Source organism: Buttiauxella noackiae ATCC 51607 (assembly GCF_001654865.1).
GTDB lineage: Bacteria > Pseudomonadota > Gammaproteobacteria > Enterobacterales > Enterobacteriaceae > Buttiauxella > Buttiauxella noackiae.
Map to the genome: position 1 here is coordinate 43,222 of NZ_LXEO01000028.1, position 16,685 is coordinate 59,906.

A 16,685-nucleotide genomic window follows, 5' to 3' on the forward strand; every position below is an offset into this window, starting at 1 on the left:
ATATATCTTATTTTATTTAGGTCGAGTAAGGCGCAAGCCACCACCCGACATAATTTTATTGCACGCTAATGCGCAGTGCCGCTGCCGTGGCAAACGGGCTTAGTGTAGCGCTTGATGCCAGAAGCGCACCAAGAATGGCCATGTAACCGTCAACAGGAAGATGCATAGAGGCTGCATCCATGGCGGCGGTGGCAAAAATTAACAGCGGGATAGTCAGTGGTAACACCAGCAGACTCAACAACACGCCGCTACGCCGCAAACCTACAGTTAACCCCACGCCAGGTGCACCAAGAAAACTCAGCGTCGGAGTCCCAAGCAGCAACGTAAGTGCCATCACCTTCCAGGCGTAAAAATCTAACCCCAGCAAGAGCGCGGCAAGAGGCGAGAGGATCAGCAGCGGCAAACCCGTCACCACCCAGTGAGCGGTCACTTTCGCTAACACCACCATCGGTAAAGGAATTGGCAGCAACATCAGTTGCTCAAGCGAGCCATCCTGAAAGTCATCGCGAAACAATCTGTCCATCGCCAGCAGTGATGCCAACAATGCAGCCACCCAAATCACGCCAGGCGCTATTCGTGCAAGTAATTGCGGCTCCGGGCCAATGCCTAATGGAAACAGGGTGATAACTATCAGAAAGAACCACAGAGGGTTGGCGATCTCCGCACCTTTTCGGAACACCACGCGCAGTTCATGCAGAAAAACTCTGCGCATCATGCCAGTTTCTCCTGCAAATGGATCTGGCGCAGATTGCTGACTGCCAGCGGCTGATGCGTGGTGAGAATCACCATGCCGCCTTGTTCGGTATGCAGCTTGAGCTGCCGGGTGAGTTTTTCCACACCCGTAACATCAATGGCGGTAAAAGGCTCATCAAGTATCCAGAGCTTTTGCGAACTTAGCCATAATCGGGCCAGCGCCACCCGGCGTTGTTGCCCGGCGGAAAGTTGGTTAACCGGGACATCTTCAAAACCAAGTAAACCAACCTCAGTTAGCGCTTGCCAACGTAGGCTTTCCGCACTGTTTGCATGGTAGAAGCTGAGATTTTCAAAGGCGGTAAGAACGGTTTTGATGCCCGGCTGATGTCCGAGCCACAACAAATCCTGATGATATTGATAGCGCGCACGGGACAACCCTTCCCCTTGCCACTTCACTTCGCCATCCTCAGGCTGTGCAAGGCCCGCCAGAATCCGCAATAACGATGTTTTCCCTGCCCCATTTTTGCCGGCGATTTGCACCATTTCACCCGGGCATACGGTGAACGACAACTCGCTAAATAACACGCGATCGTCACGTATGCAGGTCAGGTTAACGGCATCAAGCATTTGAGGAACACTCCTTGTCTCGGGAAACAAAATCATAACACATCATAGGCTTTGCTCCAGATGGGCTGCCGCATCTGCGGTACTCCAAAAGAGGTAATCCTCACACCTAAGATCAAAATTAAGTCGAATTCACCAGTGTTGCAGGGAATAAAGCCAAAAGCCGCTACGCTTAATGGAATAGTTAACCGGTGAGTGATCTAAAAAATGGATGAATTAAAAGAAGACAAAATCGACAAATCCACCGATGAGATTGAAGTCGAAAGTGACGAAAAAGACCACGGCGAAAAGATAGAAGTCGATGAAGAACAGCTGCCATCGCGAGCTATGGCCATCCACGAACATATTCGCCAGGACGGTGAAAAAGAGCTGGAACGTGACGCGATGGCGCTGTTGTGGTCTGCGATTGCAGCGGGCCTGTCGATGGGGGCATCATTGTTGGCAAAAGGGGTATTTCACGTCAATCTGGATGGCGTGCCCGGCAGCTTTCTGCTGGAAAACCTCGGCTACACTTTCGGGTTTATCATCGTCATTATGGCGCGACAACAGTTGTTCACCGAGAACACCGTTACCGCTGTGCTGCCCGTAATGCACAAACCAACCGGGTCAAACTTCCTGCTGTTACTGCGCTTATGGGGTATGGTTTTGCTTGGCAACATGATTGGCACCGGGCTTGCCGCTTATGCATTTGAATATATGCCGATATTTGATGAGCAAACGCGCGATGCATTCGTGAAAATCGGCATGGATGTGATGAAAAACACCCCAGGGGAGATGTTCGCCAACGCCATTATTTCCGGTTGGATAATCGCCACTATGGTGTGGATGTTCCCGTCGGCGGGTTCGGCAAAAATTGTTGTCATCATCATCATGACCTGGCTGGTCGCGCTGGGTGATTTAACCCATATCGTGGTCGGCTCCGTGGAGATCCTCTACCTGGTCTTTAACGGCACCATTCACTGGAGCGATTTCTTCTGGCCATTCGCCTTGCCAACCCTCGCAGGCAATATTTGCGGCGGCACATTTATCTTCGCACTGATTAGCCACGCGCAAATCCGTAACGATATGAGTACTAAGAAAAAAGCCGAAGCGAAGGCTAAAGCAAAGCGCAAACAGGAAGTTGAAGATGGCAAAAGAGAAAAACAGACGCAACGCACTTAAAACTGGTTACGTTTCAGGCAATCAACCTGCTTGCCCCTTAACGTCGCCCTAAAAGCGGGTATACTACGCCCGCAACACCCGCCCGCGCAGCCCAGCGGGTGTTAAGTCCTCTTAGTTAAATGGATATAACAAGCCCCTCCTAAGGGCTAGTTGCAGGTTCGATTCCTGCAGGGGACACCATCTCGATATCAACAGAAATTTTCCCTTCTTTAGCATCGAAGACACAGTCAGCAATAAATATCACCGAGCTACTGCATGATGCTCATGTTATTGCGTCTCGTCGCAACCGAGCAAATTCCGGGCCATCGTATTAGCGAATTTTGGCAATGTTTGCTGCGTAACGGGAAGCTCTGATCATAGTGTTGATTAATTTATCCGCAATAAAGTACCGAATATTCACTTTCGTTCATTCTGGTCCAAATCAATCATTCCTGATGTTCGAAAAAATAGAATACGCAATAAAAATGAGCGATTTAATTTTAACCACCTCTCAAAGTGCGGGTAAAAACCACCAACTCACTTTTTGATGTGAATTTCATCACATTTTATCAATCAGTTACCCCGCATAACATCCTCTCTGTCAGTCATTATTGAGGTTGATTATGTCATTTGATACCCGTTCCACTCTGATGCAACTGTTGTCCCTGGACGCCATACCCGGCCATGAAACAATTGTTGCAGACGTTATTGAGCCTCTTCTTGCGCAGGGAGCAATCAGTACACACCGGGATGTTCTGGGCAATGTCATTGCACAGTTTGGTAGCCAGGATCCAGACGCGCTGCGGATAATGGTGTTCGCCCATATGGATGAAGTCGGCTTTATGGTTCGCAAAATAGAACAAAACGGTTTTATTCGTTTTGAACGAGTAGGCGGCCCCGCGCAAATTACGATGTCCGGCTCCACGGTAAATTTACAGGGCAGTAAAGGCAGTGTGCCCGGTTGTATCGGGATCAAATCTTATCATTTCAGTAAAGGGGATGAACGAACCCACCAGCCTGCTATCGACCAACTGTGGATCGATATCGGTGCCAGCAGCAAACAGGATGCGCTGGCAATGGGCGTTAATGTCGGTACGCCTATCACCCTGAATAACCCACCGCGTAAGCTGGGCAACAATCTGGTGTGCAGCAAAGCGCTGGATAATCGTCTGGGCTGCACCGCTTTGCTGGGGCTTGCGGATAAAGTCGCTGGAAAATCGCTGGATGTAGCTTTGTTTATCGTTGCCGCAGTGCAAGAAGAATTTAACATTCGCGGCATCCTTCCTGCCGTTAACGCCATCCGTCCGGATCTAACCATTGGCATTGATATCACCCCTTCATGCGACACCCCGGATCTCGCCGACTACGCTGATCTGGTGATAAATCAAGGACCAGGCATCACATGTCTGAACTATCACGGACGTGGAACGCTGGCCGGTCTTATTACCTCTCCCAAAGTGGTTCAATGGCTTGAGACGACTGCTGAGCAGCATCACATCCCGGTTCAGCGTGAAGTCGCCCCCGGCGTGATCACTGAAAGCGGATATATCCAGCTTCAGCAAGACGGCATCCTCTGCGCGGGCCTGTCCATTCCTTGTCGTTACACCCATTCCCCAAGTGAAGTTGCCAGCCTGAGCGACCTGCAACACTGCATCGATCTGCTGGCACACCTGGTAGCGGCTAAAGCTGAAACCTTCCCGTTAACAACCAAAGAAAGGAGATCACCACAATGAAGAAGATACTTGTTGCCTGTGGCACCGGCATGGCGACGTCTACCATGATAGCCCAGAAATTAACCCGTTTTCTGGGCGAAAATGGAATTAATGCCACCACTAACCAGTGCTGCCTGAGCGAAATTCCACTCAATAAACAGGGCGTTGATCTTATCGTCACCTCCATGAAGACCAGCACGGATTACGGTGTCCCGTGTCTGAATGGCGCTGCGTTTCTGACGGGTATTAACGATGAAGCGCTCAAGCAGCAGTTGCTCGATCTGCTGAAATAACGCTGAGGATTCCATCATGATTGATTATATTTTATCCCTCGGGGGCACGGTCTTCGTCCCCATCATCATGTTTATCATCGCGCTTGTTTTCCGTATCCCGTTTTTTCAGGCAGTGAAAGCTGGCGTCACTATCGGCATTGGCTTTGTGGGAATGGGGCTGGTGATTGTCATGGCCATCGACAGCCTGAACCCAGCCATCAAACTCATGATCAACCGGTTCGGATTGCATTTACATCTGCTGGATGTAGGCGCAGGCCCCGCTTCTGGTGTTGGTTATGCAACGGCTGTCGGGGCGGTGGTGATCCCGGTCGTATTCTTGTTCAACATTGTGTTGCTGGTCACGCGCCTGACCAAAACCATGAACGTCGATATTTATAACTACTGGCATTACGCCATCACCGGCGCAATTGCCAATATTCTTACCGGCAGCATGATCTATGGCGTGCTGGCTGCGCTATGCCATGCCGCACTGTCGCTGAAAATGGCCGATCTCACCGCCAGGCGTGTACAAAGCATTGTTGGTCTGGAGGGTATCTCTATTCCTCAGGGATGGGGCACCAGTTCAGTACCTATAGCGCTACTGTTGGAATGGGTCTATCAACGCATTCCGTTTATGAAAAATAACAACATCGACGCCAGCGAAATCCAAAAACGTTTCGGCATGATTGGCGATCCGGTGATTATTGGCGTGATTCTGGGGATTATCTTTGGTCTGGCGGCAGGTTACGGATTCAAGGATCTGGCGAGCCTGGTTATTACCGTAGCAGCCATTATGGTGCTGTTCCCACGCATGATCCGTCTGATTGTTGAAGGTTTGTTGCCCATTTCCGAGGGAGCACGCACCTTCTTGCAAAAACATTTTCATGGCCGCGAGTTTTATATCGGCCTGGACAGCGCCGTCACGCTAGGCCATCCCACCACCATTGCCGTGGGTCTGTTGTTGATCCCGATTATGCTCATCACCGCCGGTTTGCTTCCCGGTAACCAGGTGCTGCCACTGGCCGATCTTCCCGTTGCTCCCTTCTTTGTCTGTATGGCAACGGTAATCCACCGGGGAGATTTCCTGCGCACGCTGATCACCAGCTTCATCACCATGATTTTCGTGCTGCTGATCTCTACTCATTTTGCCCCGTACTTTACCCAAATGGCCGCGCAAGGTGGCTTCAGCCTGGCCAAAGATGGTTCGCAAATTACCGCATTATCTGTCGGTAACCCGTTTGGCTGGTCGATTACCGAACTGGTCGGCATGGGTACGATTGGCGTCATTGTTTGCATTGGTATCACCGCACTGGTGGTCATTGGTCTGCGTAAACGCGAGTTGTCCGCCTGATTTATCCCTTATTGAACAGGAGTAGTGAAATATGAGTTGGTTAAAAACTGTTATCGGTACTGAGAAAGCCGTTATTGCCATGTGCCATCTGCGCGCATTGCCTGGCGATCCGGGTTATGACAGCAAAAAAGGCATGAACTGGGTTATCGACAAAGCCCGCGATGATTTGATGGCGCTGCAAAACGGTGGCGTAGACGCCGTCATGTTCTCTAACGAGTTCAGCCTGCCCTATCTGACGCGCGTAAAAACGGAAACCACTGCCGCCATGGCGCGCGTTATCGGACAACTAATGGGCGAGATTCGGGTGCCTTACGGGGTCAATGTGCTGTGGGATCCGGTTGCGTCGTTTGATCTGGCCATGGCCGTAGACGCTAAGTTTATTCGTGAAATCTTTACCGGTGCCTATGCCAGCGATTTCGGCGTCTGGGACACCAATGTCGGCGAAACTATCCGCCACCAGCACCGTATTGGCGCATCACACGTTAAAACCTTGTTCAACATTGTGCCGGAAGCGGCTGTTTATCTGGGGAATCGGGATATTCGCGCTATCGCTAAGTCGACGGTGTTCAACAACCATCCAGATGCGTTGTGTGTTTCTGGCCTGACCGCTGGCAGCAAGACGGATTCCGCGCTGCTCAAAGTCGTGAAAGAGACGGTGCCAGATACCGTTGTTCTGGCCAATACCGGGGTCTGCCTGGAAAACGTGGAAGAGCAACTGGCGATAGCCGATGGTTGTGTGACCGCAACACATTTCAAAAAAGATGGGATATTTGACAACTTCGTCGATGAATCGCGGGTCGCACGCTTTATGGAGAAAGTGCATCAGCTAAGAGGGTAAAACGAGGCCGTTTTACAACGGCCCCGACCGTCATCGCTAACGGCCCGGTGCCTTCGCCAAAAGTATACCGGGCCTTTATTTATCGCTTTTACATTACAGGTGTCAATATGCTGATACATCATTCCCAACAGGCCCAGGCCCGGAGAAAGGCATCAGGCTGGCAGCAGGCGGTTCAGATTGCACTTCAACCTCTCGAAGCCCTGGATTACATCACCAGCAGCTACTGCCAGGGCGTGATTGAAAATACCCTGCAATGGGGGCCTTACTATGTTATCGCGCCCGGAGTAGCCATGCCCCACGCCCGCCCGGAACAGGGTGCACGTGCGAATAGTATTGCCATTACAACCTTTGAGACGCCGGTCAGTTTCGGCCATGAAGACTGCGACCCGGTATGGTTAGTCATAGCCCTTAGCGCGACGGATGCGAATGCTCATCTGGAAACCATCCAGCGCATCACAACGTTGCTTGAAGACAGCGATCTGCTTGCCCGTCTTCAACAGGTAACTACCGATAATGAGCTTTTCCAGTTGATCAGCAACCCCACACTACAGGAGCACTAAATATGCTCCATCTCCATCCATCCCTGGCTTCCGCCGACCCACTTACGCTTGGAGAAACGCTTTCATCGCTGGCCAGGCTGAAGATCAGTACCCTGCATATCGATATTGAAGACACCAGCTTTATCAGCAACATAACCTTCGGGATGAAGACTATCAACGCCATCGCGCAGGCAACCCAACATCCCTTGTCATTTCACCTGATGCTGGCGAATCCTCGCCCCTGGCTTGCATGGATTGCACCGCTCAACCCGGCATGGATTTTTCTGCACGTTGAAGCGCTGGCAAATCCGTCTGAAGACCTGGACGCTATCCGTCAAACCGGAGCCAAAGCAGGACTGGCATTCAACCCTGCCACACCCGTTGCCCATTACCGCTACCTGAATCAACAGCCTGATGGCCTGTTGATCATGACCAGCGAGCCGGACGGCAAAGGGCAACGCTTTATTCCGGCAGTTATAGATAAAGTGGCCGAAGCGGCGCGGTTATTTCCGCAAACTGAAATCTGGGTGGATGGCGGTGTCGATCTCAGCGTTGCCCCCGCACTGATTCACGCGGGGGCTCACCATCTGGTACTGGGCCGCGCTATATTTGGCCATAGCGATATAACCCACGCACTGCGCCAATTTAAGGAGTAACGCTATGAGCCAACAACGTAGTGAACGTATCGGCAATATCCTGCACTACCTCTGGCTACACCAGCAGCTTAGTATTCAACAGGCACATGAATTATTAAATTATGCCGATGCCACCCTGAGGCGCGATTTTAATTATATTGCGCTTCACTATCCGGGTATGGAGCGTTATCACGGAGGGCTGCGCTTTAACGTCAATAGTGCGGATAAAGAATTTGTCTTCGATATGAAAAAGAATCTTAATATCGAGGCTAAAAAACAGATAGCGCTACTGGCGAGACAGAAAATTCAGCCACATGATTTTATTATTCTCGATTCAGGAACCACCTGCCTCGAGCTGGCCAAAGTGCTGGAAATACCCGCGCGCGTGGTGACTACCGATGTCAACATTGCCCATCAAATGGCGCAAATGAGCCATCTCGAAAGTTATATTATCGGCGGCATGATCCGCCCTGGCTATTTTACCGTGGGAGAAAGCCTTGCCACGGATATGCTGAAAACCTTTACCGTCGACCAGGCTTTTATTTCTTGCGATGCATTATCGCTTGATGCCGGGATAACCAATGCCACACTGTTTGAAGTTGGCATTAAAAAAACCATTATCCAACGCGCTAAAAAAGTATTCTTGCTGGCAGACCACAGTAAATTCGAGCAAACCAACCCTTATAACATCAGTACCCTTTCATGCATTCACTGTGTGATAACCGATGAGCATCTTCCCGATTCGCTGTTTAAACGCTACCGTCAGGCGGGTGTTAATCTCATCCGTTAACAGTCCATGGTAGATGATTGCCGTGCTGGTTTATTATGTCAGCCTGCACACCATGAACATTCACCTGTCGCACTCTGCTGCATTTACAACAATTTTGGTGTTAACCGCTCTATTTCAGATTGGTCATCAAATCATGGAGTATCCCATCTGCAAAAAAACAACAACACTACCTCGAGTATGAAAGGTATAATCCTGGCCACGATTTGATTCTTTTAGACCACGAACATGACAAAACTCACATTGCAAGAGCAGATGCTGAAGGCTGGCTTAGTCAGCAGCAAAAAAATGGCCAAAGTTCAGAGAACGGCCAAAAAATCGCGAGTTCAGGCTCGTGAGGCACGCGAGGCTGTGGAAGAAAATAAAAAGGCGCAAATTGAGCGTGATAAAGAGCTGAGTGAACAACAAAAGCAGGCTGCTTTATCCAGAGAATATAAAGCTCAGATCAAGCAGCTTATTGAAATGAACAGAATTGTTATTTCAAAAGGCGATATTGGCTATAACTTCACAGATAATAATTTAATTAAAAAAATCTATGTGGACAAGGTTACTCAGACTCAATTAACCAATGGCCGCCTCGCTATTGCTCGTTTGATGACAGATAAAAATCCTGATGGTGAATACGCGATTATTCCAGCAAGTGTTGCCGATAAAATTGCACAGCGTGATGCGAGCTATATCGTATTAAACAGTACTCTGAGCCCGGAAGCTCAAGACGAAGAAGACCCATATGCTGACTTTGTCGTGCCTGACGATTTGATGTGGTAGGGAAAGTTTCCAGGCTTTCTTCTGGCTTGGGCAGCTTTCAAATCCCAGCAAAACCAGAGCCCCTTTGAAATACGCTCCTCCGCCAAAGCTGGCTTAGGAGCGTAATATTATGTTTGAAGTTACTGCGCACCAATTCGCAGCAGCCCTTTAATGGCTTGCTCAAGATAGCTACGTGGGCAACCGAGATTCAGACGAATAAAACCGGAGCCTGCTGGACCAAAACCACTCCCCATAGAAGGAGCAATACCGGCTATCTCAGTCATCACGTTCTTTAACTCATCATCGCTCAAGCCCAATGCACGGCAATCTATCCATATCAAATAGGTGCCTTGCGCCGGAATGACACGCAACCAAGGCAAGTTGTTCTCTACCTGCAACACAAACCAGTCACGATTTGCCGCGAGATAATCAAGCAATTCGTCCAGCCATTGTTCGGCACCATTATATGCGGCAGTAGCCGCTTCCATCGATAGCGCATTGAATACGTCCAGACCGTGGGCATTTAAACGCTCGATAAAACACGCCTTTAATTCAGCATCAGGAATAAGGAAGTTTGAGATCCGTAGGGATGAGAGCCCAAAGGTTTTACTTGCTGATGTGGCAGCAATTACCCTTGAATGCCAGCGAGACTCAAGATGCAAAACAGAGGTAAATGTTGAGCCAGGCAGCAGAAGATCAGCCCAAATTTCGTCTGAAAGCACCGTCACATCGTATTTTTCACATAGCGCCAAAAGTTTGGTTAACTCAACTTTGCTCCAGCAACGCCCTGTAGGGTTATGCGGGTTACACAGAATGAACAGTGGTGGGCGGTTTTTGCTAAACAATTCCTCTAACTGCGCAAGATCCATCACGTATCCCATATCGGGATCTTCTTGCAGTGGGTTTTCAACCAGGTTGCGCTGGTTAAGCTTGATAATTTTGGCAAATGATCCGTAGTACGGCCCCTGAACCACAACACAATCACCCACCTGGCTTAGCATTTGTACCAACAGTGAAAGACCCGGCACTACTCCTTCAATACTGCAAACCCATTCAGGGCGAATCAGGAGCTGATGGCGACGCTCAAACCAGCTAGTCAGTGCCGTGTAGTATTTTTCATCACGCTCACTGTAACCAAACACACCATGGTCAACACGCCGATGAAGCGCCTCCAAAACATTTGGCGGGCAGGCAAAATCATAATCAGAAACCCACATTGGGAGTAAGTTGTCGGTTTGCATATTCTGATAACGATCGATGAAATCCCACTTCACTGACCCCGTAGCACAGCGATTAATCACCTGATCAAAGTTGTTTTTCATGATGCCGCCTCCTGCTTTGAATTCTCCATGAGTGTAGTGGCCTTAATCGGTGCTTTAGCGATACCAAACCCGGTAAAACCATAAATCAAAGCAAAGAAAATAGCGGAATAACACTGTACCGCCCAGGGTAAGAAATCCAGAGTGCTTACGCCCAGTGTTGTCGCCATATAGACCCCCGCAGCGGTCCACGGAATAAGAGGCTCGATAACAGTGCCCGCATCTTCGATGGTGCGGGAAAGATTTTTGGTATCTAAACCCATGCGGCGATACGCATCCTGATAGAGTTCAGCCGGAACCAGAAGCGCCAGTTTGCCGTCGCTGGTTGCTGCTGTAACCAGAATAGTGGTGCCGATAGTGGCCGCAATCAGTTGACCCACACTATGAATAACGGTGAGCAAGCGGTTGATAATGATAGTGAGCGCGCCTGTTAGTGTCAGTGCGCCAGCAAAAGAGAAAGCACAGAACACCAGCAAGATTGTACTCATCATTGAGAACAAGCCACCACGATTCAGCAGACGGGGCACATCCGCAATAACCCCATCAGAACCTTGTGTGAACATGCTGATATTAAAACCATCCATAAAGGCATCCAGCCCCTGCTTAACACTCAATCCCTGTAGCCAGACGCCAAGAATAATGGCCAACAGACAGGCAATCAGCATCAACGGAATAACCGGTTTTTTGCTGATGGCTCCCCAAAGGACAATAATCGGCGGCAATATCAGCACGATATGGAAGTGATAGAGACTATCGAGCGTATTAATAATGTCTGTCACTCGCTGTGGAGTGGCAACTTCACCCATCATACTGCTGTGGCCAGCAACCAGATAAACAATGGCTGCCAGAATGAAGCTCGGAATGGTGGTGTACATCAAATGCTGAATATGCTCAAACAACGTGGTATCAGCAACAATAGCGGCAAAATTGGTTGAATCAGACAGCGGAGAGATTTTATCGCCAAAGTAAGCACCGGAAACTACCGCCCCCGCTGCGGCTGCGAGTGGGACATCCAGCCCGGCAGCAACCCCCATCAACGCTACGCCAACCGTACCCGCCGAGCCCCATGAGGTTCCAGTACACACTGACACCACACTGGTCAGGAAAAACGCGGCGATAAGAATGTATTGAGGGCTAATCAGCTTCAACCCCCAGTAAACCATATAAGGAATGGTGCCACTAAACATCCAGGTGCCGATAAGCCCGCCGACACAAATCAAAATCATAATAACCGGCATCGCTTTCGCCAGTTTGGCTACGATGGAGTTCATCACATCGTCCCAGTTATATCCTTGCCAATATGCAAGACCTGCGGCAATTGCTGCAGAGCACAAAAGCAACGGCTCAATACGCAACCCCATCACGCCGTAACCGATGATGAGAAATGCCAGCATCGCGATAATGGGAAGTAAAGCCAGCCCAAAAGAGAGCGTTTTTTTGTCGTTGTGTGATTCATTCGCTTTCATAATTGTGTTCCGATTTATTTTGGTAGGTGCAGAGTAAAGGGAACAGAACAATGCAAATGTGATGGAAAGGATGCTGCCATGTAACCGCATACATGAAGAATACAGTTGCGATATTCGTCACAAAATGCGTTGTTGACGGCACGGCTTCAATTACTTATTTCGCATCACCGAATCTCGTTCGATCAGTTCAGCTGCAAAGCATAATGAGCGCGGCGGTGGCGTTTGATGTTGATGCAGCTCAATGGCGAGCAGAGCGGCACGACGTGCCATGCGTTCAATCGGATAGTGCATAGTCGTTAAGGCCGGGAACAGATAACGAGCGAGTACAACATCATCAAAACCAACCAGTGATAACTGTTCAGGCAGCACTACGCCTTGCTGATGAAGGGCTCGCATCATACCGGCGGCCATAACATCGTTGAAGGTAAATGCTGCTGTAAAAGGAATGTGGCTATCGAGAAGTTTTCTGGCAGCCGTTTCCCCACCCTCTTCGTTAAACGGTACGCTAATTATCCAGCTCTTCTCTGGGGTGATCCCAAATTCAGCCATCGCTAAACGGTAGCCTTCCAGCCGCTGCTGTCGGTCATCAATGGGCAAGTCTGATGTGATACAAGCAATACAGCGATGCCCATTTTCCAATAGGTGTTGTGTGGCCTGACGTGCCGCACTTTGGTTATCCAGCCATACACAGCGAGGCGCTATTGAAGGAATGTAGCGGTTCACAAGGACCATAGCGGGGGTATGGGTGCTATAGCGAATTAAATCCTGGTCGGGCAGGCGTGTCGCATGCACGACAATGGCTTCACAGCCCTGGTTAATCAAAAAATCTAAACCTGATTTTTCCAGCTCAGCCTGATGACCACCACTACAGACCATCAGACGAAACCCTTGCTGGCGTGCAACTTCTTCCACACCACGGGCTAATCGGGCAAAAAACGGATCGGCCAGATTGCCGGTTAACAACCCCAGCATATTGCCACTGCGTTTGGCGAGAGCCAGAGCTGCTGCATTACGCCGATAGTTCAGCTCGCGCATGGCTTTCTCCACACGCTCCTGCGTAACAGGTTCAACGTATGAAGTTTGATTTATTACCCGAGATACCGTTGCTGTCGACACTCCGGCCAACTGGGCAACCTCTTTCATTGTCGCCATAGATTCACTTTGATATGGAGAACGTGAGTTCTTAGAAAAAACCATCGCGAGCATATCACCAAAGCATGTGGCATTAGATCCCGCAAAATAACGACCGAATAATATCTTTGGGGGGGCATGCAGCGATTAACGGTAAGCCCCTAAATTCATAGCAATAAAATTAAGAGATGCTAATAGAAAAAGCCCAGCTAAAAGCTGGGCTAAGACTATCAATCAACCAGTACCCGCTTGTTCGTGGCACCCCAGAGAATCGACATTTCGGTAAATAATGCACCGCTGATATCTTCTACTTCTGTCGCGGTAATCTCCCCTTTCCCCTGCTTACCAAACAGAACCACTTCGTCGCCAGGCGTAACCCCTTTCAGGTCGGTAACATCAACCACCACGGTATTCATCGATGTTTTGCCAAGAATTGGAACGCGCTGTCCACGAATCAACACGTGCCCCGCGTTGCTGAACACACGGCGATAACCATCAGCATAACCCACCGGAATATTGGCCAACACGGAGTTACGTTTCAGCGTGTAGGTGCGGTCATAACCCACGGTATTGCCTTTCGGATAACGGTTCACCGAGGCAATAGATGATTTCAGCGTCATGACGCGTTTGTAGTCATTGCTGGCAATGGTATCGCCATAAAACACACCGCCAACGCGAACCATATCAAGCCAGGATTCAGGCACAGTGAGGGTCGCAAAGCTGTTAGCAACATGCATTGTTACGTCTTCACGTTTCAGACCGGTGATATCCAGAACCTGCTGTGACTGAACTTTAAAGTGCGCGAGATCTTTGCGCACGGCCGCCGCATCTTCTTCAGGGTAATGCGACATGATGCCGACGATTTTCAGGTGACTCAGTTCAGAAATAGCTTTCGCATCATTCAACCCTTCCTGATTACTCACTTCCAGTCCGTTGCGCGACATACCGCCGGAGTTCAACGCCAGGTGAATACGCAGCGTTTTCCCCTGTTGTTGAGCAATCGCATCCAGGCGTTTAGCCATATCCAGATTGCCGATTAACTCTTCGGTGTCATAGTCCGTCGCCTGGCGCATCTCTTCTTCGGTCGCATTTCTCACACGCAGTAAGCGTCCTTTAAAACCGAGATCGCGTACGGTTTTGAGTTCTTCATTGCTGGCAACGCCAATACATTGCACGTTATTTGCCAGCATAACCGGCGTGACCAGCGACAGGTCGTGCCCGTAGGCATCCCCTTTCAGAATGGCGCACATGGTCGATTTATTGCCAAGCAGTTTTTGGACTTTTTGTACGTTGTATTCCAGCGCGCTACGCGAGATTTCAAGTGTTGAGTTATCAACGACCAGTTGTTGATGGTGATATCCCGCAGCAGAAAGCGTGCTTGTTGGAGGAACGGTGGTATTGGTGTGGCTATTACAGGCAGTCAGAACAAACAGAGGGATTAAAGCTAAACGTCGTAAATGCAGTGGCATGCTAACTCCTTAGCAAAGTTAAAAGGGTTCATAGCGAACCAAAAATCATCCGAGAAAACAGCTTATCTTCCTGATTCCCATCTTAATTTAATGGCCTTATCTCAAAGATTACATAGATGGCTGAAAATAAAAGAGCTTACTCACAATCAGTGGGTAAGCTCTTATAAATTGCTGGCGTCAGCCGTTAATATTGATGTTCAGGTTTATGTAATAAATGATCAAATGATGAGTGCTGCAAACTGTCCATCCCCGTAGGTTCAGACATTATTGCCGGAACCACATGCACTTTAGGATCGATAACCGTCGTTTCGCTACCCGATTGCTCAGTGCCTTTAATCAGGCTGGTAATATCAGTGCCATGTTCCAGCTCTTGAGCCAGGTCACTCAAATTTATGCGATCGTCAATATGTTGAGCCTTATCACTCCCCAGATCAGAAATACCGGATTGGTGTATGGCGCTATCCGCTGATGGGGCTGGTGCCGGAAGGAAAAGATCATCACTGCTTTCCAGCAAGTTATTCAGCGAATGCGACTGTTCGGCGTGGTGCTCAATTACAGCGTGACCGGTGCTTTCTTCAGCCAACGGTACAGGAGGCGCTTCGCTGGAAGGCGCACCAGGAACCAGGCCATCACTGACATCATGGTCGGCCGTTGCTGTTGTGTAATGCCCTGCCTCATCTTTGACAGTAATGCTAACGTGTACAGGCAGACCCTCTTTCAGATCGCCTGTTTCAATCCCAATATGGTAGCCGAGCTTCCCGTTACCCAGGTCAACCACTTCACCTTTATAGTGATGATCGTTGATGGTCAGCTTCACGATGTCGCCCAGCGCTATGTCACCCGTTACGGTACCGGTGACAATAGAGTGCTGCACGCTGGCTGGAGTGTCTACTTGTTGAGGGTTACTCTCTGGCGAGTTAGGAGAAGTGCCATCACCGTAAATCACCCCCGCTATCTGGTTTGAACCATTTAAAGATAGCGTGTTGCCCTGATCATCAGTCCCGCTAACCGAAACATTATCCCAAGAGTTAACCTGATTGTTTTGAGGGTGATCGACACCTGATGTGATCTTGTAATGAATTCCTTCTCCACCTTGTAGGAAGATGTAGTCTTTATGTTCACTCTGCGAATCACCCTTAACAGCCTGAAGGTTATCGTGAAAACCATCATTGCGTACATACTGGGTGCCCGGATGGACCACAAAGATATCGGTATGGCTGCCATCACCATTAACGTTACCGTCTTTGTAAAGACCGATCTGGCTTTTAGGATCGGCACAGTCTGGCTCGGAATCGCTTTCACTCAACCAGACATGCACATTTGAACCAATCTTGACAATTTTCCCATCCTGAACATCGAAGCCATCAGCTGATTCACTGCCACCATTCACATGGGTGATCACACTATTCGGTTTATCCGTTGAGGGAGTTTCTACAGTTTCAATGGCATCAATAGTGATATTGATGTTGTGATTCTGATCCGTAGGTGTCAGTTCAGTGGCCGGGATCTCCGACGGTCTGTCGAGGTGCGGCGTTTCAACTGGTGGCTTTTCCGTGTGCGGCATCTCCGCCGGCGTCAGCTCCATCGCCGGGATCTCCGACGGTCTGTCGAGGTGCGGTGTTTCCACCGGTGGCTTTTCCGTGTGCGATACTTCGGCCGGCGTCAGCTCCATGGCCGGGATCTCCGACGGTCTGTCGAGGTGCGGTGTCTCCACCGGTGGCTGTTCCGTATGCGGCACCTCGGCCGGCGTCAGCTCCATCGCCGGGATCTCCGACGGTCTGTCGAGATGTGGTGTCTCCGTCGGTGGTTGTTCCGTATGCGGCACCTCGGCCGGCGTCAGCTCCATAGCCGGGATCTCCGATGGTCTGTCGAGGTGCGGTGTCTCTACCGGTGGCTTTTCCGTGTGCGGTACTTCGGCTGGCGTCAGCTCCATCGCCGGGATCACCGACGGTCTGTCGAGGT

Annotated in this window: 16 protein-coding genes and 1 tRNA gene; 10 read left to right on the forward strand and 7 right to left on the reverse strand. The window is 49.8% G+C overall.

The window, feature by feature from the left end; all coding sequences use genetic code 11:
- Positions 1–55: 55 nt before the first annotated feature.
- Both ccmB and ccmA read right to left on the reverse strand, forming a co-directional pair.
- Entirely contained in the window at positions 56–715 is a 660-nt protein-coding gene (ccmB, locus tag M979_RS11345) for a heme exporter protein CcmB (protein ID WP_064554987.1), read from the reverse strand.
- Entirely contained in the window at positions 712–1,320 is a 609-nt protein-coding gene (ccmA, locus tag M979_RS11350) for a cytochrome c biogenesis heme-transporting ATPase CcmA (protein WP_064554988.1), read from the reverse strand. Before ccmA ends, ccmB begins: the two co-directional genes overlap by 4 nt.
- A gap of 204 nt (positions 1,321–1,524) precedes the next feature.
- Between ccmA and M979_RS11355 the strand changes: the two genes are divergently transcribed.
- The 10 genes from M979_RS11355 to M979_RS11400 all read left to right on the forward strand — a co-directional run bounded on the left by M979_RS11355 (position 1,525) and on the right by M979_RS11400 (position 9,359).
- Positions 1,525–2,478, forward strand: a complete 954-nt coding sequence (locus M979_RS11355; RefSeq protein WP_064554989.1) for a formate/nitrite transporter family protein — start codon at positions 1,525–1,527, stop codon at positions 2,476–2,478.
- Between the two features lie 105 nt (positions 2,479–2,583).
- Positions 2,584–2,658, forward strand: a tRNA-Arg gene (locus tag M979_RS11360).
- Between the two features lie 422 nt (positions 2,659–3,080).
- Positions 3,081–4,190 carry a M42 family metallopeptidase gene (locus M979_RS11365; protein WP_064554990.1) on the forward strand — a complete coding sequence of 370 codons (1,110 nt, stop codon included), beginning with the start codon at positions 3,081–3,083 and terminating at the stop codon, positions 4,188–4,190.
- On the forward strand, positions 4,187–4,462 hold the full coding sequence (gene sgcB, locus M979_RS11370) for a PTS sugar transporter subunit IIB SgcB (RefSeq protein WP_064554991.1): 276 nt from the start codon (positions 4,187–4,189) through the stop codon (positions 4,460–4,462). The genes M979_RS11365 and sgcB overlap by 4 nt, the downstream gene beginning before the upstream one ends.
- A 16-nt stretch (positions 4,463–4,478) precedes the next feature.
- Positions 4,479–5,792 carry a galactitol-specific PTS transporter subunit IIC gene (locus M979_RS11375; RefSeq protein WP_034458944.1) on the forward strand — a complete coding sequence of 438 codons (1,314 nt, stop codon included), beginning with the start codon at positions 4,479–4,481 and terminating at the stop codon, positions 5,790–5,792.
- A 31-nt stretch (positions 5,793–5,823) separates the two neighbouring features.
- Positions 5,824–6,630, forward strand: coding sequence for a BtpA/SgcQ family protein (locus M979_RS11380; RefSeq protein ID WP_064554992.1), 807 nt, complete (start codon positions 5,824–5,826; stop codon positions 6,628–6,630).
- Between the two features lie 110 nt (positions 6,631–6,740).
- On the forward strand, positions 6,741–7,190 hold the full coding sequence (locus M979_RS11385; protein WP_064555002.1) for a PTS sugar transporter subunit IIA: 450 nt from the start codon (positions 6,741–6,743) through the stop codon (positions 7,188–7,190).
- 2 nt (positions 7,191–7,192) lie between these two features.
- Positions 7,193–7,825 (forward strand): beta/alpha barrel domain-containing protein, encoded by a 633-nt coding sequence (locus M979_RS11390; RefSeq protein WP_064554993.1) that lies wholly within the window; start codon positions 7,193–7,195, stop codon positions 7,823–7,825.
- Positions 7,826–7,829: 4 nt separating this feature from the next.
- Positions 7,830–8,594 carry a DeoR/GlpR family DNA-binding transcription regulator gene (locus tag M979_RS11395; RefSeq protein WP_064554994.1) on the forward strand — a complete coding sequence of 255 codons (765 nt, stop codon included), beginning with the start codon at positions 7,830–7,832 and terminating at the stop codon, positions 8,592–8,594.
- Between the two features lie 225 nt (positions 8,595–8,819).
- On the forward strand, positions 8,820–9,359 hold the full coding sequence (locus M979_RS11400) for a DUF2058 domain-containing protein (RefSeq protein WP_064554995.1): 540 nt from the start codon (positions 8,820–8,822) through the stop codon (positions 9,357–9,359).
- A 119-nt stretch (positions 9,360–9,478) separates the two neighbouring features.
- On the opposite strand, the gene M979_RS11405 is transcribed toward M979_RS11400, so the two are convergent.
- The 5 genes from M979_RS11405 to M979_RS11425 all read right to left on the reverse strand — a co-directional run.
- A complete protein-coding gene (locus tag M979_RS11405; RefSeq protein ID WP_064554996.1) occupies positions 9,479–10,660 on the reverse strand; it encodes a MalY/PatB family protein in 1,182 nt (393 codons plus the stop codon).
- Positions 10,657–12,123, reverse strand: coding sequence for a Na+/H+ antiporter NhaC (gene nhaC / locus M979_RS11410; RefSeq protein WP_064554997.1), 1,467 nt, complete (start codon positions 12,121–12,123; stop codon positions 10,657–10,659). The genes M979_RS11405 and nhaC overlap by 4 nt, the downstream gene beginning before the upstream one ends.
- Before the next feature lie 150 nt (positions 12,124–12,273).
- The gene (locus M979_RS11415) at positions 12,274–13,275 is read right to left on the reverse strand and encodes a LacI family DNA-binding transcriptional regulator (RefSeq protein ID WP_064554998.1); all 1,002 of its coding nucleotides are present in this window, start codon (positions 13,273–13,275) and stop codon (positions 12,274–12,276) included.
- A gap of 209 nt (positions 13,276–13,484) precedes the next feature.
- Positions 13,485–14,723: an alanine racemase gene (gene alr / locus M979_RS11420; protein WP_064554999.1), complete on the reverse strand. Its 1,239-nt coding sequence runs from the start codon at positions 14,721–14,723 to the stop codon at positions 13,485–13,487.
- Between the two features lie 184 nt (positions 14,724–14,907).
- Positions 14,908–16,685 (reverse strand): Ig-like domain-containing protein (locus M979_RS11425; RefSeq protein WP_157093238.1); only part of this gene is annotated, 1,778 nt, incomplete at its 5' end.

Bases quoted from the DNA above. Each gene is read 5' to 3' on its own strand.
- M979_RS11400 (WP_064554995.1), top strand. From the start codon at position 8,820: ATGACAAAACTCACATTGCAAGAGCAGATGCTGAAGGCTGGCTTAGTC.
- nhaC (WP_064554997.1), bottom strand. From the start codon at position 12,123: ATGAAAGCGAATGAATCACACAACGACAAAAAAACGCTCTCTTTTGGG.
- M979_RS11405 (WP_064554996.1), bottom strand. From the start codon at position 10,660: ATGAAAAACAACTTTGATCAGGTGATTAATCGCTGTGCTACGGGGTCA.
- M979_RS11380 (WP_064554992.1), top strand. From the start codon at position 5,824: ATGAGTTGGTTAAAAACTGTTATCGGTACTGAGAAAGCCGTTATTGCC.
- sgcB (WP_064554991.1), top strand. From the start codon at position 4,187: ATGAAGAAGATACTTGTTGCCTGTGGCACCGGCATGGCGACGTCTACC.
- ccmA (WP_064554988.1), bottom strand. From the start codon at position 1,320: ATGCTTGATGCCGTTAACCTGACCTGCATACGTGACGATCGCGTGTTA.
- M979_RS11355 (WP_064554989.1), top strand. From the start codon at position 1,525: ATGGATGAATTAAAAGAAGACAAAATCGACAAATCCACCGATGAGATT.
- M979_RS11415 (WP_064554998.1), bottom strand. From the start codon at position 13,275: ATGGCGACAATGAAAGAGGTTGCCCAGTTGGCCGGAGTGTCGACAGCA.
- M979_RS11375 (WP_034458944.1), top strand. From the start codon at position 4,479: ATGATTGATTATATTTTATCCCTCGGGGGCACGGTCTTCGTCCCCATC.
- M979_RS11395 (WP_064554994.1), top strand. From the start codon at position 7,830: ATGAGCCAACAACGTAGTGAACGTATCGGCAATATCCTGCACTACCTC.
- alr (WP_064554999.1), bottom strand. From the start codon at position 14,723: ATGCCACTGCATTTACGACGTTTAGCTTTAATCCCTCTGTTTGTTCTG.
- ccmB (WP_064554987.1), bottom strand. From the start codon at position 715: ATGATGCGCAGAGTTTTTCTGCATGAACTGCGCGTGGTGTTCCGAAAA.
- M979_RS11390 (WP_064554993.1), top strand. From the start codon at position 7,193: ATGCTCCATCTCCATCCATCCCTGGCTTCCGCCGACCCACTTACGCTT.
- M979_RS11365 (WP_064554990.1), top strand. From the start codon at position 3,081: ATGTCATTTGATACCCGTTCCACTCTGATGCAACTGTTGTCCCTGGAC.